23 protein-coding genes are annotated in these 26,103 nt (G+C 42.3%); 6 read left to right on the top strand and 17 right to left on the bottom strand.

What is annotated here, in order from left to right; all coding sequences use genetic code 11:
- Nucleotides 1–22: 22 nt before the first annotated feature.
- The 4 genes from map to MJ761_RS02860 all read left to right on the top strand — a co-directional run bounded on the left by map (nucleotide 23) and on the right by MJ761_RS02860 (nucleotide 4,309).
- Nucleotides 23–802, top strand: coding sequence for a type I methionyl aminopeptidase (gene map, locus MJ761_RS02875; RefSeq protein ID WP_093090553.1), 780 nt, complete (start codon nucleotides 23–25; stop codon nucleotides 800–802).
- Nucleotides 803–1,119: 317 nt separating this feature from the next.
- Entirely contained in the window at nucleotides 1,120–1,404 is a 285-nt protein-coding gene (locus MJ761_RS02870; protein ID WP_037405617.1) for a helix-turn-helix domain-containing protein, read from the top strand.
- A 116-nt stretch (nucleotides 1,405–1,520) separates the two neighbouring features.
- Nucleotides 1,521–2,399: a CAF17-like 4Fe-4S cluster assembly/insertion protein YgfZ gene (gene ygfZ, locus MJ761_RS02865; RefSeq protein WP_093090555.1), complete on the top strand. Its 879-nt coding sequence runs from the start codon at nucleotides 1,521–1,523 to the stop codon at nucleotides 2,397–2,399.
- 311 nt (nucleotides 2,400–2,710) lie between these two features.
- A complete protein-coding gene (locus tag MJ761_RS02860; protein ID WP_093090557.1) occupies nucleotides 2,711–4,309 on the top strand; it encodes a peptide chain release factor 3 in 1,599 nt (532 codons plus the stop codon).
- 470 nt (nucleotides 4,310–4,779) lie between these two features.
- Here MJ761_RS02860 and MJ761_RS02855 read toward each other — a convergent pair whose 3' ends face one another.
- From MJ761_RS02855 to ubiA, 12 genes are all read right to left on the bottom strand, one after another.
- Nucleotides 4,780–6,366 (bottom strand): YdgA family protein, encoded by a 1,587-nt coding sequence (locus MJ761_RS02855; RefSeq protein WP_093090559.1) that lies wholly within the window; start codon nucleotides 6,364–6,366, stop codon nucleotides 4,780–4,782.
- 138 nt (nucleotides 6,367–6,504) lie between these two features.
- Nucleotides 6,505–7,311 (bottom strand): TrmH family RNA methyltransferase, encoded by an 807-nt coding sequence (locus tag MJ761_RS02850; RefSeq protein WP_093090561.1) that lies wholly within the window; start codon nucleotides 7,309–7,311, stop codon nucleotides 6,505–6,507.
- 701 nt (nucleotides 7,312–8,012) lie between these two features.
- Nucleotides 8,013–8,981, bottom strand: coding sequence for a tRNA dihydrouridine synthase (locus MJ761_RS02845; protein WP_093090563.1), 969 nt, complete (start codon nucleotides 8,979–8,981; stop codon nucleotides 8,013–8,015).
- Nucleotides 8,982–9,104: 123 nt separating this feature from the next.
- Nucleotides 9,105–9,854, bottom strand: coding sequence for a PhnD/SsuA/transferrin family substrate-binding protein (locus tag MJ761_RS02840; RefSeq protein ID WP_093090565.1), 750 nt, complete (start codon nucleotides 9,852–9,854; stop codon nucleotides 9,105–9,107).
- Nucleotides 9,851–10,342 (bottom strand): PAS domain-containing protein, encoded by a 492-nt coding sequence (locus MJ761_RS02835; protein ID WP_239348691.1) that lies wholly within the window; start codon nucleotides 10,340–10,342, stop codon nucleotides 9,851–9,853. Before MJ761_RS02835 ends, MJ761_RS02840 begins: the two co-directional genes overlap by 4 nt.
- Nucleotides 10,343–10,584: 242 nt before the next feature.
- Nucleotides 10,585–11,628: a pseudouridine synthase gene (locus MJ761_RS02830; protein ID WP_093090567.1), complete on the bottom strand. Its 1,044-nt coding sequence runs from the start codon at nucleotides 11,626–11,628 to the stop codon at nucleotides 10,585–10,587.
- 2 nt (nucleotides 11,629–11,630) lie between these two features.
- The gene (gene scpB, locus MJ761_RS02825; RefSeq protein WP_093090569.1) at nucleotides 11,631–12,230 is read right to left on the bottom strand and encodes an SMC-Scp complex subunit ScpB; all 600 of its coding nucleotides are present in this window, start codon (nucleotides 12,228–12,230) and stop codon (nucleotides 11,631–11,633) included.
- Between the two features lie 50 nt (nucleotides 12,231–12,280).
- The gene (gene ylqF, locus MJ761_RS02820; protein WP_093090571.1) at nucleotides 12,281–13,204 is read right to left on the bottom strand and encodes a ribosome biogenesis GTPase YlqF; all 924 of its coding nucleotides are present in this window, start codon (nucleotides 13,202–13,204) and stop codon (nucleotides 12,281–12,283) included.
- A 90-nt stretch (nucleotides 13,205–13,294) separates the two neighbouring features.
- Nucleotides 13,295–14,155 (bottom strand): RNase adapter RapZ, encoded by an 861-nt coding sequence (gene rapZ / locus MJ761_RS02815; protein WP_093090573.1) that lies wholly within the window; start codon nucleotides 14,153–14,155, stop codon nucleotides 13,295–13,297.
- Nucleotides 14,136–15,098, bottom strand: a complete 963-nt coding sequence (gene hprK / locus MJ761_RS02810) for an HPr(Ser) kinase/phosphatase (RefSeq protein ID WP_037405632.1) — start codon at nucleotides 15,096–15,098, stop codon at nucleotides 14,136–14,138. The genes rapZ and hprK overlap by 20 nt, the downstream gene beginning before the upstream one ends.
- Before the next feature lie 12 nt (nucleotides 15,099–15,110).
- Nucleotides 15,111–15,566, bottom strand: coding sequence for a PTS IIA-like nitrogen regulatory protein PtsN (ptsN, locus tag MJ761_RS02805; RefSeq protein ID WP_037406051.1), 456 nt, complete (start codon nucleotides 15,564–15,566; stop codon nucleotides 15,111–15,113).
- 147 nt (nucleotides 15,567–15,713) lie between these two features.
- Nucleotides 15,714–16,553: a 4-hydroxybenzoate octaprenyltransferase gene (ubiA, locus tag MJ761_RS02800; RefSeq protein ID WP_093090832.1), complete on the bottom strand. Its 840-nt coding sequence runs from the start codon at nucleotides 16,551–16,553 to the stop codon at nucleotides 15,714–15,716.
- Nucleotides 16,554–16,799: 246 nt separating this feature from the next.
- Here ubiA and MJ761_RS02795 point away from each other — a divergent pair, with 246 nt between their 5' ends.
- Both MJ761_RS02795 and MJ761_RS02790 read left to right on the top strand, forming a co-directional pair.
- Nucleotides 16,800–17,264, top strand: a complete 465-nt coding sequence (locus MJ761_RS02795) for a SixA phosphatase family protein (protein WP_093090575.1) — start codon at nucleotides 16,800–16,802, stop codon at nucleotides 17,262–17,264.
- 40 nt (nucleotides 17,265–17,304) lie between these two features.
- The gene (locus MJ761_RS02790; RefSeq protein WP_093090577.1) at nucleotides 17,305–17,661 is read left to right on the top strand and encodes a YkvA family protein; all 357 of its coding nucleotides are present in this window, start codon (nucleotides 17,305–17,307) and stop codon (nucleotides 17,659–17,661) included.
- 54 nt (nucleotides 17,662–17,715) lie between these two features.
- On the opposite strand, the gene MJ761_RS02785 is transcribed toward MJ761_RS02790, so the two are convergent.
- The 5 genes from MJ761_RS02785 to MJ761_RS02765 form a co-directional block, all read right to left on the bottom strand.
- The gene (locus MJ761_RS02785) at nucleotides 17,716–18,441 is read right to left on the bottom strand and encodes a type 1 glutamine amidotransferase (RefSeq protein WP_093090579.1); all 726 of its coding nucleotides are present in this window, start codon (nucleotides 18,439–18,441) and stop codon (nucleotides 17,716–17,718) included.
- Nucleotides 18,442–18,600: 159 nt separating this feature from the next.
- Complete coding sequence (locus MJ761_RS02780) at nucleotides 18,601–20,193, bottom strand: bifunctional aspartate transaminase/aspartate 4-decarboxylase (protein WP_037405641.1); 1,593 nt, start codon at nucleotides 20,191–20,193, stop codon at nucleotides 18,601–18,603.
- A 31-nt stretch (nucleotides 20,194–20,224) separates the two neighbouring features.
- Complete coding sequence (gene aspT / locus MJ761_RS02775) at nucleotides 20,225–21,925, bottom strand: aspartate-alanine antiporter (protein ID WP_093090581.1); 1,701 nt, start codon at nucleotides 21,923–21,925, stop codon at nucleotides 20,225–20,227.
- A 938-nt stretch (nucleotides 21,926–22,863) separates the two neighbouring features.
- The gene (locus MJ761_RS02770; protein ID WP_176715020.1) at nucleotides 22,864–24,384 is read right to left on the bottom strand and encodes a patatin-like phospholipase family protein; all 1,521 of its coding nucleotides are present in this window, start codon (nucleotides 24,382–24,384) and stop codon (nucleotides 22,864–22,866) included.
- A gap of 229 nt (nucleotides 24,385–24,613) precedes the next feature.
- The gene (locus MJ761_RS02765) at nucleotides 24,614–26,092 is read right to left on the bottom strand and encodes an efflux transporter outer membrane subunit (RefSeq protein WP_093090585.1); all 1,479 of its coding nucleotides are present in this window, start codon (nucleotides 26,090–26,092) and stop codon (nucleotides 24,614–24,616) included.
- Between the last annotated feature and the right edge of the window lie 11 nt (nucleotides 26,093–26,103).

Here is a 26,103-nt window from a genome sequence, read left to right as displayed (position 1 = left end):
TTAATCATCATAAAAGGAAAAAATCATGGCCGTGATTATTAAAAATGCAGAAGAAATTGCAGCGATGCGCGTCGCTGGCCGGCTTGCAGCAGAAGCACTTGACTACATAGGCCAGTTCATCAAGCCAGGTATAACCACCAACGAAATCGACAAACTGATTCATGATTACCACATTAACGTTCAAGGTGGCTATCCCGCACCACTGGGTTATGGTAACCCACCATTTCCCAAATCCTGCTGTACCTCAGTTAACCATGTCATCTGTCACGGCATTCCCGATGACAAACCATTAAAAAATGGCGACATCCTCAACATCGACGTCACCATTATCAAAGACGGTTTTCATGGCGATTCCAGCCGCATGTATGCAGTCGGTGAAATTAGTCCGCAGGCACGCCGCCTGATCAACATCACCCATGAAAGCATGATGGCAGGTATTTCAGTAGTCAAACCGGGAGCTACATTAGGAGACATTGGCTATGCATGCCAGCAAGTTGTCGAAAATGCCGGATATTCCATGGTGCAGGAATTCTGCGGACATGGTGTCGGCCGAGGTTTCCACGAAGAACCACAAGTGTTGCATTATGGTCGTCGCCATACCGGCTTAAAATTGCAACCCGGCATGATATTCACCATCGAACCAATGGTTAACCAAGGTAAACGTCAACTGCGCATCCTTAACGACGGCTGGACAGTCGTTACTAAAGACCACAAACTTTCTGCACAATGGGAACATGAAGTATTGGTGACCGAAAATGGTTACGAAATTCTCACCATCAGCCCACTGACAGGCAAACCTTAAAGCGACCAAAAATTGCAAAACTTAACACAAAAAAGAGCATTAACATCTTATTCAAGGTAAAAAGTTTTAATTCTGGTTAGATTAGAATTACTCAATATTATTCTAAAGCACCATATTTTTTATAAACCAACTGCAATATTATGTTGAATGTAAAAACTATTGTGATAATATTGAAGTCCATAGATAATTATGCATATTGGTATAACATTAGTCATTACTTTAATGACTAAACTTACCAAAATAATTAAATGTTTATGAATGATCATATTAATTAATTCTACTAACACATAGACAACTTGTTTTTAAGGTATAACAATATGAAAGCTTTTAAACCTATCAGCAATGTGCGCGAAATCCGTAAAAAACTCGGACTAAATCAAATTGAGTTCTGGAGTCAGGTTGGCGTTACTCAATCTGGTGGCTCCCGTTATGAAGCTGGTCGTAACATTCCGAAACCTGTTCGTGAACTGGTACGTCTCGTACACGTAGAACAGCTGGAATTAAGCAAACTCAATCGCACAAATATGGAAGTAGCTGAACTGCTTAAAAACGAGCATCCTGAAATGTATCAACAACTGAAAGCAAAAGCAGAAGGTAAATAACACCCTTACCAGCTTTCTCATCAAAGCTCCGTACCAGAATTTGGGCGGAGCTTTTATCTTGTTTATTAAAATTTCAACCTTATAATAAAACCCAACAAATGAACCAGGAAGTAGCCATGACACACTCAGCATCTACCTTGATGCCTTTTTTCGGACTGATTCGGGTAAGCGGCGAAGACCGCGCCTCATTTCTGCATAATCAGCTCTCCAACGACATTAACCATCTATCGGCAGGTCAGGCCTGTTTAGCTACCTATAACACAGCCAAAGGCCGCGTAATAGCCAACATAGTAGTATTAAAAAGAGACGAAGATATCATTCTCATTGCCGCAGCCGACCTGTGTGAGACATTACAGAAAAAGCTACAGATTTACATCATGCGCAGCAAAGTAAAACTGCAAAGTATGGATGAATGGAGTGTCGCTGTCAGCATACCGGCCATTACAACCGTACAGGCAGAACCCGTGCCCCAATATGTATTATCAGCTACCCAGAAAAACCAAATCTGGCAAATAACCCTGCCAGACAACACCACTATTCAGATTGGTAAAATCAACCAGCTGCCACCATTAAATACAGAAACAGCTAAAGCATGGCAGGTACAGCAAATCAATAGTGGCATTCCATGGATCAGCGCAGCCACCACAGAAACTTGTGTGGCACAAATGCTCAACCAGCAACTGATTGGCGCTGTCCACTTCAAAAAAGGCTGTTATCCCGGTCAGGAAATCATTGCCCGTGCTCAATATCGTGGTCAGGTTAAACGCGGGCTGGCTCTGCTTGAAACAACCGCTATACTCACTGCCGGCGATACCATCACAGACAGCAACAACGAAGAAGTCGGACTCATAATCAATCAAGTACAACAAGAAACAGCCACCTTAGCTCTGGCCGTAATCAAACATAGCGCAGCCGAAACACAACTACAATGTAATAATCATCCCCTAACCATAAAAAAATGCTTTTTTACCACAGTTATTACCGGAAATACCTGAAACAGCAAATAATCATCCGTAGCAGATATTTTTCATACAAACTGCCGCCAAGTATATTTAATAGATTTTTGATATTCAAATAAAAAAAAGAAAGTGCCTATATAAAATAAACATTAGCTGATTCCGGTTTTTTCCAAACGCTGGTTGTACCCCAACAGACTCACCAGAAACTCAATTCCAACCATTAAAATCCGCTATTAGCACCGATAAATCACACAACTAGCAGATTTCATATCAACCTGTGCTACAATACATACTTCTACAAGACGGCCATAGCCGTCTTGTTTTTATTGTCAGCAGAATACAAAAACATGAGTCAGATTGCCCAAGAAGCGGCACGCCGCCGCACATTTGCGATTATTTCCCACCCAGACGCCGGTAAAACTACCCTTACCGAGAAACTATTATTGTTTTCCGGAGCCATTCTGTCTGCCGGTACCGTAAAAGGTAAAAAGTCTGGAAAATTTGCCACCTCAGACTGGATGGAAATCGAAAAACAACGCGGCATTTCCGTTGCCTCTTCTGTCATGCAGTTCGACTATCGTCAGCATGTCGTCAACCTGCTCGATACACCCGGCCATGAAGACTTTTCCGAAGACACCTATCGCGTACTCACCGCCGTAGACAGTGCCCTGATGGTAATAGATGCAGCCAAAGGCGTAGAAGCACAAACCATCAAACTTTTAAACGTCTGCCGATTACGTGACACCCCCATTGTCACCTTCATGAATAAATACGATCGAGAAGTGCGAGACTCACTCGAATTGCTTGATGAAGTTGAAAATATCCTGCATATACGCTGCGCCCCTATTACCTGGCCAATTGGCATGGGCAAAAACTTCAAAGGTGTATACCATATCCTCAATGATGAGATTTACCTATTTGAAGCCGGTGGCGAAAAATTACCACACCAATTTGACGTAATCAAAGGCATTAACAACGCCCGTCTGGACGAACTTTTTCCCATAGAAATACAGCAACTGCGTGAAGAAATTGAGCTGGTACAGGCAGCTTCAAATGAATTCGATTTAGATGCCTTTCTGCGCGGCGAACTTACCCCCGTCTTCTTCGGTTCGGCCATCAATAACTTTGGCATTCAAGAAATTCTTAATGCCCTGATCGACTGGGCGCCGGCGCCACAACCACGCGAAACCCTCGAGCGAGTGGTTGAGCCTACTGAAAACAAATTCTCCGGTTTTGTATTCAAAATTCAGGCGAACATGGATGCCAAACACCGCGATCGCATTGCATTTTTGCGCGTATGCTCCGGCGAATTCACCCGAGGCATGAAAATCAAACACCTGCGTTTAAACCGCGATATAGCAGCCTCCAGCGTCGTAACTTTCATGTCTCACACGCGTGAACTGGTTGAAGAAGCTTTCGCCGGAGACATTATTGGCATTCCCAACCACGGCAATATCCAGATTGGCGACAGCTTCACCGAAGGAGAACGCCTTACCTTTACCGGTATTCCTTTTTTTGCACCCGAATTGTTCCGTGCCGTGCGAATTAAAAACCCGCTAAAAATGAAACAGCTACAAAAAGGATTACAGCAACTGGGTGAAGAAGGTGCCGTACAAGTATTCAGACCACACAATGGTGGCGACCTAATACTTGGCGCTGTAGGCGTATTACAGTTTGAAGTAGTTACTGCCCGTCTGGCCAATGAATATGGCGTTGATGCCGTATTTGAATCAGTCAGCATCTGGTCAGCACGCTGGGTATCCTGTCCCGACCGGAAAAAACTGGCCGAATTTGAAAAAGCCAATATACTCAACCTAGCTACTGATGCTGGCGGCAACCTCACCTACCTTGCCCCCAACCGCGTTAACCTTTCACTTACCGAAGAACGTTGGCCAGATATCAGTTTCCACGAAACACGGGAATTAACAGCCCAGATTAACAACTAAACGCACTTATTCATCTCAACAAAGCAGCTTATCTAACAAAGAATAGGCTGCTTTTATTTTTACCCCCTCAAAATCAAATTAACCTGATCATATATAAATTACAAATTTAAAATGCAATAACCATATTATATAAAATATACTTTGCCATAAATATCACATCGATAATCCAGTTTGATATATGACAGAAAATACAAAATAATAAAATATCAAATATTTAAATAAACTGGAGACAGAAAATCTAAACCTTAAGCAAATATTTGCCGAGCTTAATCAAAAAAATTGCCAACTCATACACTGTTATTTATTTTTCATTAAAGCCCTAGTAGAGATTAATGGAGACAAAACTCTACTTTTACTTAAGTACCCTACTATTTCGAAGTTAAATTACCTAATCAGTGATATTCACCAAACAGACACATATTTTAAAACCCTCTTAATCAATTGATTAAGAGGGTTTGATCATTTCATTATTACTTATCAGTATTAGCAACTTCTGGTGCAGAGGCTGCCGGCAATTCAGCATAATCTGGTTCATTCTCTGGTTCAGGCTCAATATTCCATATTTTGCCATTCAGATAAACTTTACCATTGATTAGTTTCAAGTGTGTTTTCACAATACCATTAGTCACCTGTATATAACCACGTGCCTGCATAGATTTAATTGCACTATCGATCATCAGACGTATAGTCTGATCAATATCTTCCAGAGCTTCAGCACCGCCGGCACTCGCATCTACAGTAAACAGCGCCCGTGCCTGACTGATGGCAAAATTTTCTATAATGGCCTGAGGAATAGCAAAATCCATTTCCGCATCCATCTTATTCAGCATCAGACCCAGTTGTTGCATATCCGAAGCAAGCAAACTTTTAAATCCCAGATTACCATGTATATCAATCAGCCCCTGCGGCATTTGCAGTTTAAAAGTATTGAGTTTAAGAAGTGGGTCATGAGTAAACAAACCCAGTCCCTCATTGCGTACTGCCTCTACAATTGCTGCACGTAACTGCTCATTATTCAAATTCTGAGTTGATAATTGGGTAATTTTATTATTGATTGCTACCAGACTGGCTGCATCCAGATGCTCAGCCGAAGCATCAATATTCAGCGGGCCATAGATATCATTCCCATACTGCAACTTGGCAAAACCAAACTTACCATTACTATTAATCCACTGATCCTTTTCCTCAGTAGAAGTGGCCAGTTTCAAATCCTGAATCATAATTTTGGTAGGCATACTATTGCCAGCCGGGCTGATAAAGGCACCAATCTGCAAGTTAGTAACCAGATTAACCAACTGATCCAAACGGATAGTATTGTCTGTAGTATCGTTCCAATTAAAGGTAATAGTCTTGATACCCAGATTACTATTACCTAAAGCCAGTGAAGTTTTACCATATTCAGTATGACTGTTAAGCTGCAAATCCTGATAAGAAGCGCGCCCTTTGGTAGCAAGAATCATATCCAGCCCTGGGCTGACAGTATGACTGTCATAACTATTAAAATCTTTAGCGTAATCTATCGTTGATTCCAGCCCTTGCCAGCTGATTTTGATACCAGACAATTCTTCATAATCGAATTTTGGTATTACCACATGCATCTGGCCACTGCCACTTAAATTAATTGTATTTTCTAACTTAACAGGAGCTTCCTGCCCAAAAAAGCGCGCTAAAATCTGCTGCGCCTGTGGAGTGAAGCGCAATTCAGTTGTTACATGCGCGCGAACAGGACGAATACTGCCAGCAAATAAACCATGCTGAACATGATTAACCAAAGTAACTGGTTGTTGCAGCACCGTGCGAACATTATCAGGCAATTGCTGCTGCACACCGGCAAAAAAACTCGGCTTAAAATGTATTTGTATGGTTTCTGTAGAAGTAAACCAGCCACGCCGATAGCTCTGTTTATCAATAACAAGAAAAGGGCTTTTAGCCATTAAAGCGCGTTGGTCGTCCAGACTTTGCTGGGCTTTGACCCCTAAATAATAAGGTAATGCCAGCGCAATAAGCAATATAACTGCCACAATTGCGACAATAGTCGTTAGAATTCGTTTATTCATGCTCGAAATGTCTTAAATATCCACATTCTGGAAGATTTCAGGATAACATCAAACTAGCCGTTTGTCCGCCGTGTTTGCCCCTGATAACATCTTATTTTAAGATTTAAGATAATTATCCCTACCAAATTAATAAAGATATCAATTATCCAGTATCCCCCTAGTTTGTAGCCGCTGTCGTTGTTGCTCAAATAAACAGATAGTTGCAGCCATGGCTACATTGAGCGATTCTGTTTGTCCACTCATTGGGATAATCACATGTCTGGACACTGTTTGTAGTATTTTTGCACTCAAACCACTACCTTCATTACCGAAAAGCCAGCCCGCTGGTTGAGTCAAATTTAATGAATAAATACTTTTAGCTGATGTGCTTAGTGCAGTAGCATATAATAGACAGGTGTAATCTGCGCACCATGCAGCTAAATCAGTCACAGTCTGAATCTTCAGATAAGCGTGCGCGCCCATTGCTGCACGCAATACTTTAGGTGACCAAACGTCAACACTGTCTTTACTCAGCACAATATTATCAATACCGGCAGCCAGTGCACTGCGTAAAATAGTACCCACATTACCCGGATCCTGAACGCGTTCTAACAGTACCACATCACCAATGTTTGCTGTATCGGGATCTGCTAATAACTGTACAATTGCAACTGGTTCTTTTGAATTGACTAAATCACTGATTTTATCTAATAAATAATCAGCAACAAATACCACCTTCTGTTCTGGTAATTGGGCTATTAGGGCAGCGATTTCATTATCAAACACGCGCAGTTGTGGCACATACAATGTTTGAATTGAATGCCCCGCCTGCATAAATGTCTGAATAAGATGTATTCCCTCCAGCACCGCCTGCTTATGTTGAAAACGATAATGCGATTGCGCAATCAAACGAGACAGATGCTTAAGTTCACTATTGCTAGCAGATTGAATAATTTTATGGCTCATCCAGTTATCGGGCTTTCTGTTAATAGCTGATTATATTATAATTGATAATATATGCGATAAGAATTCTATTATTTCTCATTTTGCTTATTTATAGCATAATCTAATACTGCCTCATGACTTTCATTTTTACTTATGAATGGCTCTTAATATACCAGTAAATAATTTTATATTATCTTTGTTATTATTTCTGGCAACGCCTGTTAGTCAATAATCGTATATATTCCGCTGCAAATACCTACACCATTAGAAACGATAGCGTAAAACGCAATATTCAGCAATTGCAGCAGTATTTTGCATACATGTAAATATTAAGCAATAAATTAGCTGTTTTCTATTAGTCTTATTATCAAGTGATTTCTGATAAAGAGTATATTGTGCATCATATTAATATAACTATCTTTAAATGCCACATTAACATGAGTTCCTAGTTCTAATAGCTGTCTGACTGTTCCCAGCTATTTCAGTACTGTTGCCTATTTTAATAAAAAAAATTTATTATCAACATCTATTTAAAAATTCGCTGACAACAAATTATTAAAATTTTTTCATTAAATGATTTAATTTTCATTTAAAAAACATTATTATTTTGGGTATTATCATCCAAGATATATTTCTCAGCAAGCATAACCAACAAAAATAAGTTAAAAATAGCCTACTAGTTAGTAATATGCCATAAAAGCCATTTTATACAATTCTCACAACTAATATTTTAATTGTGTAAGAAGAATATGGCGAATATCGGCAATTTTGGTAAGGGTACGCAGCTGTGCAAATAATTGTTCGGCTTGTGGATAGACCAGTTTTAGCTGCGCCAACCACTGTTTTAATCTTGCTACTGGATAATTGTGATTGGCTGCATCTTTATTACAGCAACAATTAAAAAAATCGTTAATCCATGGCAAAATTTCTAGCCATGATAAAGAAGGAATTATTTCACCTTGATTATAAGCTGCAATTTGTCTTGCCAGATCCGGCCGTTGAACGGCACCTCGCCCTAACATGACATCCTTACAGCCACTAACAGAGCGAATTTGCTGATAATCGGCCAGCGTAAATACGTCACCATTAGCAATAACCGGAATACTAACAGACTGCCTGATGCGGGCAATCCATTCCCAGTGTGCTGGTGGCCGATAGCCTTCGGTTTTTGTGCGCGCGTGTACGGTAAGCTCGCCGGCTCCGCCTTGTTCTATTGCCTGTGCGCAGGCCAGTGCCAGATTCTTATTCTCATAGCCTAGGCGCATTTTGGCGCTGAGCATGATTTTAGCCGGTAAACTCCGGCGCACAGTTGCCACTATTTCTTCTATTTTGTCCGGATATTGCAAAAGGACAGCCCCACCCTGATGCTGATTCACTGTGGGTGCGGGACAACCAAAATTCAAATCAATATGAGTAGCACCCAGTTCGACCACTTTTTGTGCGTTCAAAGCCATATTTTCAGCATGGCTGCCCAATAACTGTACTACTACGGCTGTACCAGCTTGTGTCTGATTGCTATGTGCCAGTTCTGGCATGTATTTTAGCCATATAGAACGTCCATGTACGGTATGAGTAATACGTACAAATTCAGTGACACAGACATCAAAGCCACCAATGCGGGTTAGCAGATCACGCATGGGCGCATCAATCAACCCTTGCATAGGCGCAAGATGTAATCTGGGCGAATTCATTTTTGTTTGCAAACTAACTTGATTCACACGAATAACCGGTGCTTGAACTATAAAAAACGACGCAACCTGTTTTCATCAACAAGTTGCGTTGCTAATTATAAGATAAAAAAGTAACGATGGGGTTTAATCGCGTAATGTTTCAATCAGGTCAATCAGTAATTCTACTTCTTCATTCTCTAAGATAGAAAAACCTTCGCTCAGACCTATGTCTTCCAGCAACATTTCGCCTGCCACTGTTTCATGCATGGTGCTAAATGCTTTCTGCAATGTTTCAAGCATACTGGCATGACGCGGATGCAACAGCACGACATGATATAAATCATTGATCTTACTTTCAATCAATAAATTTAAGCGGCTGCGGGTAAGTGAGGTCAGTTTATAGTATGCTGAAGACATAAATAAACCAATATCACCCTCCCCCTGAATCAATCCACGCGCAACTGCTGAAAATGATTCACTGCTAATCCATGTTAAGTCTTTTTCTTCTATATCGACCGCTTCTAATAAGCGTAACGCGATCAACTTAACATCATAATTTTCTGTACACAGAACCGACATACCCGGTTTGATGTCTTGCAGTGATTTTATTTCACTCTCTGCTGAGCTGCTAATTACCATTTCATCGAAACGGTTTACCGGACGGACTACAGGTAAATAGCCCAACTCGCGCATCAACTTGGCAGCATCAAATGGATTGGCATAGATAATATCAACTGTATCGCTGTCTATAGCCTTCCGCTGTTCTTCTGCATTGGTAGCCATAAACAAATGCACAGGAGCATCTATCAGCCGTTGCAGACGGGTATTGAGAAAATGCCAGCCTGCATAGAATTCTGGAGAAAAATCGGGCGCAATTAAAAAATTAATAGTCATGAATTACCCCGTTCTTCTTTTATCAGTCCCTCATAGAGACCCTGCATTTCCACTATCTTGCTGCGTGATGGCTTGCGACGCACTGATGTATAACCCTGAATGACTCCATCACGGATATTGGGAATAATAGTGGCATAAACCCAGTAAAAACCACCGTCCTTGCGCAGATTTTTTACATAGCCGTGCCATTTTTTTCCTTGTTGCACTGTGTCCCACAAGTCTTTATAAGCTACTTTTGGCATATCGGGATGGCGCAGAATATAGTGCTCAGCACCCATTAATTCATCAAGTGACCACCCACTCATATGCACAAATACTTCGTTGGCATGTGTAATGATACCTTTCAGATCTGTTCTTGAGGTAATCAGACAGCCATCAGGAAATTCTGTTTCTACATCAGTACAATATACGGTGCGCGTTACCCCATCGTAATGTGTCAATTCAAATGTACGGTGTTCAGTTTCAGGCACCTGCATTGGTGAAATCATTATGACTCCATTTTCTTGAATGTGGACAACCAAGCAAATAATACATAAGTCGAAATTAAGGTATATATATTGCGCCAATTAGCAAAAGAATACAAAGTATTTAATTAATCCGTATACAAAAAAACTATTTATTTTGATGCAAATCAATATATGCCAGATATAATGTAAATGTTTTACTACATTGATTAATCTGATATAAAATATAATAGGATTTTTGTTTGTCAAAATTTCACACTAAAATGCTATCTTTTTCCTACCGAATCTGAATGATAAAGCCCTGCCCATTTCATGATATTGGCGACTTCAAACTCATTGAATTCATAATACTGCCCCCGTTTGAGTCTTTTGGGCAATGCAATCGGTCCGAAGCGTACCCGAACCAGACGGCTCACAGTAAGTCCCTGACTTTCGAACAGACGTCTTACTTCACGGTTGCGCCCTTCTTTGATGACAATTTTATACCACTTGTTAGCCCCTTCTCCTCCTTGTTCGGATAGATATTGTACTTGGGCGGTACCATCTTCCAGTTCAACACCATCAAGCAGTTTTTGTTTCTGTTCAATGCTCAGTTCACCCAGAACGCGTACGGCATACTCCCGCTCTACTTCAAAACTCGGATGTGCAAAACGATTTACCAGTTCACCGGAGGTGGTGAGTATCAATAAACCACATGTATTAATATCGAGACGGCCTATTGCTACCCAGCGGCTGCTGACTGTTTGTGGCAATCGGTCAAATATGCTGGTACGTCCTTGTGGATCGTCGCGACTGACTATCTCGCCTTCCTGTTTGTAATACACCATGATACGTGGCAAGCGGTCGGGCCATTTAATGTTAATGGCTGATCCGCGCACACTAATCTCATCATCTGGGGTTATTCTGTCGCCTAGCTGAGCTACTTTACCGTTAATCCGTACCATGCCCTGACTGATCCACTGTTCCATTTCTCGCCGTGAACCTACACCCGAGGCAGCAAGTGCTTTTTGCAGACGCACAGGTTCCATTTTTTCCAGATTGATACGCTGTTTTTTCAGTACCCGGGCACGCTGTAAAATTTCCTGATTCGGGGTACGCTGAATCAGTTTTCGGGCGCGCTGAACTTTGACTTTGGCAGTAACTTTTGTCTCAGGCTGTGAGGACAAGGACTGTCGGGCAGTTTCTTTCTGCTGTTTAAAAGCAGATTTAACTTTACCTGCGATATGTTTGCCCACTGTAGGTTTACTGCTCTTACTGGTTACGCCATCACGTATCTGGCGTTTGGTTAATTTTCTATTGGCTTGACTCATGTTTATACTCCTAATCCGTCATGAGACGGTTCTTCTGCGGTAGCCGGTGCCACGGCAGGTTCATTTAAATCGGGTAAAACCAGTTCACCCAATTCTGTTAAAGGTGGTAGTTGATTTAAGTTTTCCAGCTGTAAATCACTTAAAAAAGCTGTTGTGGTGGCCCACAGATTTGGCCGTCCCACGCTATCGCGCTGGCCGATAATTTCTATCCAGCCCCGATCCTGTAAGGTTTGTAAAACATTGCTTGAAACAGCTACTCCTCGGATAGCTTCAATATCGCTGCGTGTTACTGGTTGCTGATAAGCAATGATAGCCAGTGTTTCCAGTACCGCGCGCGAATAACGTGGTGTACGCTGTACATCCAGACTGGCCAGTTGCGGATAGGCTGCACTGTTTACCTGAAAACGCCAGCCTTGTGCGGTGTGTACCAGATTTAATGCCCGCTCCTGCCAGCGCTCACGCAGTGCAGACAGTATGCCTTCTAATTCCTCTGCTGATAACGGCGGTTCTCTCAAGGATGCTAATACTTGTTCGCTTAATGCCTCGCTTTGGGTTAGTAGTGCAGCTTCAATCAATGCTTCGATGGAAACAGAATGATTCATAATTATGTATCTGTATGCGTTAAATGCTGATTTAAATTGTCCATGAGGAATTAACCTTTGCGTGCTGCTTTTCTGGCTGCCCGTTCCATTTTAAGCTGTGCTTCGTGCTGCTGTCCTTTTTTCAGCCATACTGCCCATTGATTAGGTGTTTCCAGTGTGATACGGCCAATCAGTCCGTCACGGAAATCTGTGAGCAGACGTTCAGCGGCTTTCTGGTAATCAATGCGGCCTCCACTTAACAATGCACCACGCTTACGACCAATCCATTCTAACCATTTGTCATCAAGCCAGTGCGGGCTTTCACTCAGATCAGCCTGATACCGTTGCTGTAGTAAAGGCAGATAGTGCCTGCGCAGGTAGTCCAGTAATTCCAGCGCAACAATTTCTTCATCCAGTGCATTACGACCTACCGCCCCACTGGCAGCGAGATTATAACCGGCTTCTTCTACAATAATTTTTGGCCATAACATTCCCGGTGTATCATATAACCAGAAATCATCAGCCAGTATCAACCGCTGCTCGGCCTTGGTGATACCCGGTTCATTGCCTGTTTTGGCGCTGCGTTTACCCAGCATGCCATTTATCAGTGTAGATTTACCGACATTAGGAATGCCACAGATAAGCACTCTTAATGGATGATCTAAACCATGACGGTTTGGCATCAGTGCGCGGCTGGTTGCAATAATTTTGCTGGCCGCCTGTTTTTCCGATGCATCCAGTGCCAGTACGTTGGTATTGGGCTGAGAACGATAATCTGCCAGCCATAATTCAGTGCGCTTGGGATCAGCTAAATCTTGTTTATTCAGAATTTTCAGTTTGGGCTTGTCGCCAGACAGTTTTGCCAGCAACGGATTGGCACTGGAAGCCGGTAAACGGGCATCGAGTACTTCGATAACCATATCCACACTTTTAATCCGCTCGGCAATGGCTTTTTTGGCTTTGTTCATATGCCCGGGATACCATTGAATAGCCATAAACTGTCCTTGTCTGATACACAAAACTCTTATACAAAAAAACACACAGGCAGCCTAAATACGGGCTGCCTGAATAACTCACTTTTCTTATTATACCGTTTTTTCAGAATTTTTACTTAACTCTAACTGCCGGTGCCGTACCAGTACGCTATATACATTCAGCTGCTGCGCCAGAGCTTCTACGATATAAACTGAACGATGCTGACCACCTGTACAGCCGATACCAATATTAACATAGCTGCGACTTTCCTTTTCCATTTGCGGTAACCAGCGCAGTAGAAAATCAGCTAAATCTTTAATCATTTCAGCCATCACCGTCTGCTGGGCAAAAAAAGCCCTGACAGGTTCATCCAGCCCGCTAAAGGGACGCAGGTGGAAATCATAATAAGGATTGGGCAGAAAGCGTACATCAAAGACGAAATCCAGCCCAGCAGGTACACCATATTTGTAGCCAAAGGATTCCAGCACTACGCGCATAGGTGCCACGGGCAAATGCAGCCATTGCTGTATCTGCCGGCGCAATTGCGGCACATTCAGCAGTGAGGTATCAATTACATAAGCATAGCTTTGTAAGGTTGACATGTATTGCTGTTCAGCCGCAACACTTTCATTTAGGGTTTTGTGCTCCTGTGAAAGCGGATGACTGCGACGAGTTTCAGAAAACCGGCGGAGCAATACGGCCACTGAAGAAGTTAAAAACAATAAATCAACCTGATGTCCCTGAGCACGCAGGCGGGTTACCAGCTCCAGTACTTCAGCCGGATTAAAGCGAGAACGTATATCCACACTTACACCCAGCTGTGCTACATGGCTGGCTGCATAGTGTTCAATTAGACCCGGTAAAAGCTTTACCGGCAAATTATCGACACAGACAAAACCAACATCTTCCAGTAAACGCAAAGCAATAGATTTTCCAGAACCGGACAATCCACTAATCAATATTATCCTCATGAATCACAGCATCCTCTTTCAGCATTGAGTTATGACGATCCAGAAATTGCTTTGTACTGTCTTGTCCTCGCATTTGTAAAATAAAATTACTAACAGCTGCTTCTACTAATACGGCCAGATTGCGCCCAACTGCTACAGGCAAGGTCACACTGCGAATGGATACGTTCAGGATACTTTCGGTTTCGCTTTTTATACTCAGACGATCTATTCGCTGCATATGACTGTCATCGGCCAGTGCCAGATTGATTATGAGCTGTAATTGCTTTTTGGGTCGCACAGCCGTTTCACCAAAAATTGCTCGGATATTCAATACGCCCAATCCGCGAACTTCAAGAAAATCTTTCAGCATGGCTGGACAGCGCCCTTCAAGTGTTTCCGGCCCGATACGGTACAATTCAACTGCATCATCAGCTACCAGACCATGTCCGCGCGATATGAGTTCCAGCGCCAGCTCGCTTTTTCCCAGTCCAGACTGACCGGTAATTAATACGCCAACTTCAAAAACGTCCAGAAATACGCCATATTTAACGGTGGAGGCTGCCAGCACCCGTTGCAGATAGATGCGTAATACATCCATCAGAAAAGGACTTTCAGCCTTCGAAGTTAGCAATGGTACATTATGCGTATGACAATAATCACGCAACATGTAGGGTACGGGTAAATCGTTGGCAACAATAATCAGCGACATGGTTAAATCGAATAATTCATTGAGTGTGGTGGTAATTTCACCAGCCTCAATTTTATTCAGATATTCCACTTCTGCTATGCCGATCACCTGTACTTGATTGGGGTGAATGAAGTTCAGGTGGCCGACTAGTGCCAGCACTGGCTTATCGGCATCAATACTGATGCGATTATCTGCACCAGCCGTACCAGCCGACCACGCAAGTTTCAGTTTGGTCTGGTTGTCATGATATAAGCGCCGTACCGATATACTGGGCATGATAATTTGTCCTTAAATCTGATCTGCGAGCAGTATTTCGCGCACACTTTCGGCACTGTTTGCGGATAATAAGGCATTGCGTACAGATTTTTGTGAAAATTTTCCGGCCAGTTCTGATAAGACATTCAGATGTTTGGTGGAAGCATTTTCCGGTACCAGTAACACAAATACCATACTAACCGGCTGTTCATCCGGTGCATCAAATGCGATGGGTGTCTGCAATCGAAAAAAAGCTCCTACGGTATCGGTTACTGCACTAATACGGCCATGAGGAATAGCTACACCTTTACCTAATGCTGTAGAACCTAGTTTTTCACGCGCAAACAGGCAATTAAACACATCCTCCTGCGACAGTCCTGCTACTTCGGCCAATAAAAGACCAGCCTCTTCGAACAGACGTTTTTTACTGCTTACATTCAAATCCAGAATCACATGTGAAGCCGGTAAAATATCCCCAATTAAGCTCATGCTCATTTTCAATTCCTATCAAATTGCACGCTAAGCCGTAAGCATCCGAGTAAGGATATTTACCGCCCGATTAATGTGCAATTTATTTAAATACAATCAAAGTACAAAAAATTTAATCTCTTGTCTGCTTGGTACTGCGCTAATTATTTATGGCTTACCCAGCCAGTAATGCAGTAACAATCCGGCAAACCAGATAAGTCCGATCCGGTTATTGCGCACAAAAACAGTAAAGCATACTTTACGGTCACGAGTACGGATTTTGAGCCACTGCCAGTATTGCAAACCAAGCACTAAAGGCAGGGCAAGCCAGTACCAGAAACTGGCATGAATCAGCCAGCCAGCCAGAATCATCAAAATATCGAAGCCTGCATGGCACAGCATAGCCGCAGTAATATCATGTTCACCGAAAGTAATCGCAGAAGTATGAATACCAATTTTCAGGTCATCTTCTTTGTCGGCCATGGCATAAATAGTATCATAGGCTAATGTCCATAAAGTATTGGCTGCCAGCAACACCCACGCAATCAATGGTACATGATTGCTGACAGCAGCAAATGCCATAGGAATACCAAACGAAAATGCCAGACCAAGATACAGCTGCGGCAGAGGGAAAAAACGCTTGGTAAAGGGATAGGTAATGGCGAGAAACAATGCCGGAATACTCATCATCCAAGTTAGCCGGTTCATGGGCAGTAAACACAATGCCGCCAGAATACACAATACTAAAGTTAAGGTAAGTGCCTCTTTTTTGCTAACCTTATTTAAGGCAAACGGCCGCTGACAGGTACGTTCAACGGCACCATCAAAATGGCGGTCTGCATAATCATTAATTACGCATCCAGCACTGCGCATTAGAAATGTACCTAGCCCAAACAGCAATACCAGAAGCGCGTCTGGGTGCCCATCAGCAGCAATCCATAGCGCCCACCAGGTTGGCCACAGCAGCAGCAAAGTGCCGATTGGGCGATCTATACGCATTAGCTGCATATAAGTTTGAAGGCGATCCACAAGCTGCCAGCTCTTTTTATGCGCCAGCTCTTCTTGAGCAGAAATTCGATTCACACCAGTCTTTCAATGTTAATGCATGATTAAAAAATACAAAGATAGTCTGTATAACGTTGCCAGAACCATCATAATGCCACTACTATCAGATAACTGTCTGCAAACCAAACAATTGTAACATAAGCATAACAGCTCTCTGCACACAGATACTATTATCCAAAGGAGTAAGATATGGATTTAATTTTATGGCGTCATGCCGAAGCTGAGAACAATTCGGATGATCTGGCTCGCAAATTAACCAATAAAGGCCAGCAACAGGCTAAGCTTAGCGCTCAGTGGCTACAGCAACATCTGCCAGACAATTATCAGGTATATTGCTCCGAAGCAGTACGGACACAGCAAACGGCAAGTTATCTTAAACAGCCTGTATCTATTCATAAGTTACTTAATCCGGACAGCCACCCCCTCGCTTTGGCTACATTTCTGCAACAGCAGTCTCCAGCCACCACTCAGGTATGGATTGGTCATCAGCCGTGGATTGGCCAGTTTTGCGCCTATTTACTTAATGGTTCTTGGTTACCTGAACAATTCTGGTCGGTAAAAAAATCGGCTTTCTGGTGGTTTGATGTTCGCTTTTACCAGCAACGCCATCAGGCTCGGTTAAAAGTAGCCCTACTTCCTTCTGTACTTAAATAAGTTTGAGCAAGCAACCAATTGACACGAAAGCATTAGTACTATGAATTTATTACCCAAAAGTGTAAATAGACGCCGTCACTGGTTTAATGAGCAGAACTTTCTGTCCAAGCTGGCCAGAAATGCCTTGCATCTGGGCAAACCGGTTGCTGTTCAGTTATATACTTTATATCTGCTGTTTAAATCACCCGAGACACCTTTACGCAGTAAAATGCTGATACTGGGTGCATTGGTGTATTTTATCAGTCCGATAGACCTCATTCCTGATTTTCTAGGACCATTCGGGTTTACCGACGACATAGCTGTTATCACCATGGTATGCAGACAATTGCAAGCAACCATTACACCTTCTCTGAAAGCGCAGGCTCAAGCAGCTATGGCGCGATTCTTTTCTCAGTAAGCAACAGTAATATTCGAATAAGCAGTTAAACCGAAATCAGAGAATGCTGATTTATCATCCTTGCAGCGTCTGGTAACGCTGCACAAATTTATCCAGAAAAATAAATAATTCCTGATTCATGGCTGAGTAATCAAATGATTGGATTTCTTGCTCAGATTGTATAAAAGGCAATTTGCCCGCATTACTCAAATCAGCACTGGAATGCGCAATTAATGCATCAATCGCTGCTGTATTCAGCTCTAAATGACATTGAAAGGCATATACTAAGGGCGCATAACGGATAATTTGTCGCGGACAGCCGGTACTGTAAGCCAGAACTTCTGCCTGCGGTGTTAACCCTGGCATGTCACCATGCCAGTGCCCCACAGTTAGCACTTTACCAAAATGCATAATGAGTTCATCAGCCAGGCCGGCTGGTGTCAGATGTATCGGAAAATAGCCTATTTCCTTATTGGGACTTGTTTCTACCATTCCTCCCAGTGCCTGCCCTATTAACTGTGCGCCCAGACAGATACCCAGTACTGCTTTACCTTGTTCAGCAGCATTAATAATCAGTTTTTGTTCTGCGTTACTATCAAAATAGCTGCATTCTTGAATTGAAGTTAATGGTGATTGCGGGCCACCCATAATAATCAGCATATCCAGATTGGCGGCAGAATCCGGCAGTTTCTCGCCAAGATACAGACGAGAATATGAGATCTGATGATTTCTGTTTTTCGCCCACTCTTCGCAAGCCGCAGGGCCTTCAAAATCCTCATGAATAATAAAATGTACACGCATTTTTACGCTCCTTTATAAATTCAAATCGGGTTTAACAGAGGGAATCATACCAGTTTAACGGTGAGATTTCGAATCAGACAGTTTTATATGCTGATAAAGATATAATAATAACGCCGTACTTTCAAAAGTACGGCGCTGATTCAGGCTAAATAAAATTAATTATTTGTTAGCCTTAAATTCTTCATAATACTCACAAGCCAATTTATGTAGTGAGGTACCAATGGCTTTATACTGGTATTCATTCAGATTGGCTAAAGACACGCGGCCAGATGGGTGGCGAACAGCAAAGCCTTTACCCGGCAACAATACTACCCCGGACTCATCTGCAATTCTGAACAATAGTTCATTAGGATTTTTGGTTTTAACAACCCACTCTGCAAACTCATCGCCATATAACTGACGAGCCGTATCTTCCATATCTACCAGAGTATAGTAATCTACGCTGTTTTCATTAAACTCATGTTTAATGCCAAGCTGTTTGTACATGGCAGCACTGCGGTTGCGAATCAACGCCATCAGCGCATCTTTGTACTGTTTCTTGGTATCCATCATTTCAGCCAGAGAGAACAGCACCATTTGTACCTGTTGTGGCGTAGACAAACCAGCAGTATGGTTCAGGGCAACAGCACGGCTATCGGCAACCATACGGTCGATCAGTTTCAGTTTTTCCGGTTCTGGTGTAATGGACAGATAACGTTTATGCAATACCTGACGTTCTTCTTCAGGCAATTCAGCAATTTTCTTGTCCAGTACATTTTCTTTTGCTGTCGCGATGACGCCCAGACGCCAGCCAGTTGCACCAAAGTATTTGGAGAATGAGTAAACCAGAATAGTATTGTATGGACACAATGTGAAGAGGGATTCAAAGTTTTCAGCAAATGTACCGTATACGTCATCAGTCAGAATAATCAGATCTGGACGTTTCTTCACGATGTCAGCAATAATCTGCAAGCTGCGATCATCCATCTTCACTGAAGGCGGATTAGAGGGGTTAACCAGATAGAATGCCTTGATTGAGGGATCTTCCAGTTTGCGCAATTCGCTTTCAGGATACTGCCAGTCTAATTTCGGATCTGCGTTGATCAGTACTTCTTCCAGTTCGTAATCATTCAGTTCGGGGATTTCCAGATAAGGGGTGAAAATCGGCGCACCCAAAGCAATCTTGTCACCGTGACGAATCAAACCGTTTTGTTTCAGTGAACTGAAAATGTATGCCATCGCAGCAGTACCGCCTTCAGTTGCAAACAGGTCAATATCGTCATTACTCATTGTTTTTGCACCCATTTCATTAAGAATATAGGTTTTAACAATTTCTTCAGACAGACGCAGCATACGGTCTGGTACCGGGTAATTACAGCCTAAAATGCCTTCGGTCATTTCCAACAAAAACTGATGCTGGTTGTAACCAAGCTGGTCACGCACATAAGACATGGCTTTGCTCAGAAAATCTACACCTGGTTTGTGGCGGTTGCGACGGATAAAATCGTCAAAGCGTGCCATTAAATCATCTTTAAAAGGCATGCCGCCAATATTCTGATCCAGAAAGGAGAAAGAAATTTCAGATTCTTCAGCAGCAAACAAACCTAATTCGAAAAACGCATTGCGAGGCAATGTAGCCAAAAAATTAGGATTACCACGACCAGCATTCAGCATCATGCGATCATTGCGGCTCTGTGCCAAGTCAATCAGATGGTTTTTCAACTCAAATGGACTTAAATTAGCATATTTTTCAAAATCATGTTTTGAATTCATAATAGTTTCCTCAAGAAATTAAAAGCACATATCAAACAAGAGCCACAATCAATGGTCCTAACAATGTCAGGAACACATTGGCTAATGCATATGTAACAGCAAATGGTGTAGTTGGAATGGCATTACCTGCTTTATCCAGAACTTCACCAAATGCAGGATTGGCACTACGTGAACCAGACAATGCACCTGCAAATATTGCTGCATTATCGTAACGGAGCACATAGCGACCAAAGAAGATAGCCAGAATCATTGGAACCAGAGTAACCACGACCCCAATCAAAAACAGAGTTAATCCATGTTCTTTGATAGTCGTAATCGCCTGTAATCCAGACTGCAAACCTACTACAGACACAAATCCAGCCAGACCAAAGTCTTTCATGAACTGCGATGCCGCAGCCGGCATATTGCCAAATGTCTGTTTGCGGGCACGTAACCAGCCAAAAAACAAACCAGATAACAATGCACCACCACCAGCACCTAAAGTAATCGGAATATTGCCGACACGAACCACTATCCAGCCGATAATCAGACCAAGTACCACACCTAAACCGTGATAAGCCCAATCAGTTTTACTGTTAACAGTAATCGGTGCGCCAATGATATGAACAACACGATTGATATCGCTGGTAGCACCATAAATGGTCATTACATCGCCCAGCTTGAATTCGGTGTCTGGCGTGATATCCAGCTTTTCACCGTTACGATGCAAGGCAACCAGATAGATACCATGCTGAATTTCAAAGTCGGCGTCACTCAGATGTACTTTAGAGCGGATTTCAGCCATGGTTTTGTTGGCATACTCAGGGTTACGGAATACGACATTTCTAGTTTCAACAATAACTTCCAGACCATGTTCTGAATCCAGCTCACGACCAAACAAGCTGCTGACAGAGGTAACCGCTTCGCGACGACCGACAATCAGAATAATGTCATCCTGTTTCAGTAGTGTAGACGGCGTACAATCAATCAGATTGCCATGACGTTTGATGCGCTCGATAGTAATACCCAGATTTTCCAGCTCTATATCTTTGATGGTTTTATGAATATCACGCTCAACCACATAAATACGACCAACCATCTGTGTAATCGCCATCCCCTGATTACCTTCAAGTGCCATAGCACCTTTCAGTTGCTCAGCTTCAGCGGCTACCGCATCATCGCGAATGTCGCGCCCCATGATTTTCGGCAGCACATTCATACAGATAATGATTGCACCCAATGAACCAAATATATAAGTCACTGCATAACCAATGGCTACATTGGCCTGCAATTGCTGTAACTGGTCTGCGGGCAGCCCCATATGGGTTAAGGCATCAGCTGCTGTACCCAGAATAGCGGACTGGGTTAAGCCACCGGCAGCCAGACCGGCAGCCAAACCTTTATCTAGATGGAACAAACGCGCCATAATCATGACGGTAATGAAACCGGTAATGGCAATAAAGAGTGCCAGAAAAATTTCACGCAGGGTTTTTACGCCCAGAGAACGGAAAAACTGAGGACCACTCTCATAACCTACTGCATAAATAAATAAAGTGAACAGCAATGCTTTAAGACCAGAATCAATGTGAACATTGAGCAGACTTAAACACACAGCCACCAACAGAGAACCAGCAACCCCACCGAGCTGGAATTTACCGAAGCGGATACTGCCCAGTAAATAACCCAGACTTAACGACAGAAACAGCAGAATGACCGGCGATTCCTGAATATTAGTCAAAACCCAATTCAACATATGTCTACCTTCTCCTGAATGAACGTAGATTAGTCTGCGCTTGTGAGATTTTAATTTTTGTCTTTATTTTCATAGGTATGAAAATAAATGATAACTTTAGTATTTTGTTAAAACCAAAAGCATATATTTAATTAAAACAGTAACTTTTAATTCATATGTAAGAATAATTTCACACTTGTTCCAACAGACGCATTTGGAGATTTTGGCATTGATTTAAAATAGAAAAGTTAAGACTTTGTTTAGAACAATTTATTAATATATAAATAAAGATGATAAAAAAACATGCTATGAATATAAAAATTTAAAAATTAACTTATTAATGGTAGCTTAAGCATACAAACATATAATTCATTTTTTTTTAAATATATTTATATACCTAGCATAAATAAATATTAAGCTATATAAACGTTTCCGCAACCCAGAAAAACGCCATAATAAATTGAAATCAAAACAAGAATTTCAATTAAAAAGCTGGTCTTTTTTTCTTGTTTTTGTGTCCATATCACAACAAAATCTGGTTTTTTTCAAAGGAAAATGCTAATAAAATTAACACAAATTGTAGATTAAACAATTCATACTGGCTTGTAAGCAATTGATTCCAATTTACTACATAAAGTTTACACAATGTAATTTCATAATGATCTGTAAAATCTATCAGTAGAACTGATCAATAACAGGCAATACAAGACTAATCAAATAATTCATACATTGATTAGATCAGGTTCTGATTTTTATTGTTCACGCAGTATAACCATGTCTTGAATCTGACCAGCTCATTAATACTTACCGGCAAAAAGAAATTAAAAAAGCCTGAAAGAAAAGTTTCAGGCTTTTTAGTAATGATGTTTTGTGCAGAAAATTATTGAATTCTGGCCAAAGACAACCACAAAATGCAAACTGCTTCGATATCGGCCTGTTTAATTGCTTTGGCCGGCAAATCAGCGTAATACCGGCAGCGATTCAGTGTTAATAAAATTGACTACATTATTCAGATCATTTTGTGGTTTATTAACTATATCAGTGTCTCTCGTATCCGTTGCAGAATCTGCATCTTCACCAGATACTTCATCATCTGGCGTATCTGATTCCGTCGCAGTTGCTGAAGCAGGCACACCAATGTCTTTAATTAACTGCTGATACTCAGAAGATTGTTCCAGCAACTGTTTAGCAGCTTTGCGCAGATTATTGACTTCGCTATGAGCCAGATAAAATGTAGTTGGAATATGAATAACCTTTTCTCGTAAAGGTGAAGGTGGCAAATCCAGCAAGTTCACACTAATATAATAGAGACGCGGCGTTTTTTCACTACGGTTATCATTCCACCATTCGGCATATTTCTGAAACTGATTCTGCGTATCTTCGGAATACTTTTCAATAGGAATACTGGTTAATGCCTTAACCACATCCGCCGTGCCCGGAACACTGGCACTACCGTCAATTTCACTTTTTCGCTGTGACTGTGCATTGACATTAATGATAAAGATTTTATGAATATTCGCTGATTCCAGACGGTCGTAGAGCGTTTTATTACTATATAGTTCGGTTGTATCCAGCAAACTGCGCAAGCCAAGATTATCAGTCAGCCCACCATCCAGTAAATGAATATAAGGCCTCTTCTGACTGTCCTGATACTGTTTCAGATTGGCGCGGTAAGCCGCGCGCATCTTAGCACGGAATTCTGTTGTACCAGTAGCATCCACATTATTGCTGTCCACCATATCATTTGGTAACTGGTAGTGACAGTTGCCGCCATTGTTGTTGAACGTAACCGGAGCAAATACCAGAGGTACTGCACTGGAAGCAGCCACAGCCCGCGCAATAGGCACCTTGGTTAAATCCAGACAAAGTAAATCAAAATATTCTTGAGTAAAATCCAGCCGACTGCCCAGACTCATATCCGTAGCACTAATTACTATAAACGGCCCTTGACGTTTATTCTTTAAATCGGCATAGGTAGCACCATGATATAAATGTAAATCCAGCTGTTCTTGTAGCAAATCTCCACGGCCAAACTCCGGAGAAGCCAGCCGCGACCAGTTTGCCATCGAAAAAACCTGCCCGATTAACATTTTCTGCAAATTCTGATTGAGAAATTTTTTCTCAAATCTGGGAATCGTTTCAGCACCATGTAGACCAAAGTAAGTAGCCAGTACCGAACCACCGGAAATGCCATAGGCCACATCCACTGTATCCAGTAAACTGGTTTGCCTGTTATCTATTTTGACCTGCTGTTTTTTCAGCGATTCAAGAACACCATAGCCAAAGGCTGCTGCGCGGGTTCCGCCACCAGAAAACATAACAATACCGATTACACTATCTTTTTTATCTGTATTATCGTTTAGTAAAGCGTTTTGCAGACGATAGCCCTTGTGTTCATCAACGTGATCAATCGTAGCCACAGGCTGATATTGCAAAGTAGCACAGGCATTCAATCCGAATATAGCAATTAAAGTTAACATCAGCCATACTGTGGATCGAGTAATACATAGCGGCATTCATGGCTCCCAGATCTAAAACGCGTATCAAGATATTTCATGCAATTGTCAATAATACAAATATTTATTGATTAAAGTACCAGTGTAACTTGTTGCCACTATTTAACCTTATCAATCTTACTTTGCAATTTCACTATCTATTCTACTAAATTATCAATGCACTCCGGAAATAAAATCCTGTTGCGGATACTTGCTATTGTGCATCATTAACCTGCCAGCCGCCTCCAAGTGCTTTATACAGATTCACCAGATTACGTGCCATTTCCAGCCTAGCCTGAATCTGCTTATCGTCCAAATCTTCTGCATTCAGACGTGCGCGCAGACTTTGATCCAGCGTCATATTGCCATAACGAAATAATTTTTCAGCAGCACTGGCCTGACTGGCGGCCTGCGTTTGCGCCTGATGCATTAACTGAGTTTGTTTATACAGGCTAAACTGCATCTGATAGGCATTATCCACTTCGGCAAGTGCCTGCAAAATCATATTATCATATTTGGCAATGGCAGCCTGTAACTGCGCATCCGCTCGTTCTATATTGTGTTTAATCCGGCCGGCAGTAAATACTGGAATCGTCATTCCGGCATCAAGCAGACCACCAACATTTTTTAAATATGATGTATTGTTATTTAAATGTATCTGACCAGTTTGCCACAAAAAATTAAGAAAAAATCGAGGTAATCGATCAGCTTTGGCACTGGCCAGACCCGCACTCATTGCTTTCACTATATTTTCCTGAGTACGGATATCCGGCCGGCGGGTAATGACGTCCAGTGGCAGTTGCCCGGCTGGTGCAGCAGGAATATGCTGAAAAATGTCTAAAGTTGCAGAAGCAACTGTAAATCCTTGCGGTGATTGGCCGATTAATACCGCTATATTGCGCTGATAGACATCTGCCTGCGCCTGATAAGTGGCAATCTGTGCCTGCATCCCAGCCAGTTTGGCTGCAACTTCCCTGACATCATAAGCTGTAACCTGACCGGCGCGAAAACGGCCTACTGTATAGCGTTGCAACTGTTTCAGCGTGGCTACACTGTGTTCACCTACTTTCGCCCGCTGCTGCATAGCACGCATTTTCAGATAATTATCAGCAATCTCACTACTGAGAACCATCTGAGCACCATGCCAGCGCTCCGTTTCACTCAGGCTCAGATAATACATTTCATCTGCATCACTACGCTTCTGGCCGAATACATCCGGCTCCCAGCTGGCTGTAAACCCCGCCTGTACTGTATTACCATGCCAGCGACTGCGATTAGCACCCAAAGGTGAACCAGTCATCTGTAAATAATCTTTGGTATTGCCGATTCCCGGTAAATTGAGGTCTTTAAGCGCATTAGCACCATTATAGCGGTGGAAGCTGCCACTGCTTTCTACTCCAGCCTGCGGGCTGAGATCCGACTCCACCATGGCCGCACTGGCACGGGCTGAAAGCATATTGGCCTTCATCTTGGCTAAATCGCGGTTATTTTTTAAACCTGAATTAATTAAGTCATTCAATACCGGATCTGGCCAGCTCTGCCACCAGCGGCTGATATCAACCGTGCCACGGGCAGCAGCATTGTGATCAAATTGAGGCGCGACAGCTACAGTGGATTTCACCTGAATATCAGTTCTGCTACAGCCTGCCATTAAGCCCATAGCCAGTAATAGCGGCAACCATCTTTTATTCATTACCTTACTTC

It is taken from the genome of Snodgrassella communis, from assembly GCF_914768045.1.
Lineage (GTDB): Bacteria > Pseudomonadota > Gammaproteobacteria > Burkholderiales > Neisseriaceae > Snodgrassella > Snodgrassella communis.
The sequence above is the reverse complement of the archived record's forward strand: the minus strand, read 5'-3'. Positions and strand labels throughout refer to the sequence as shown.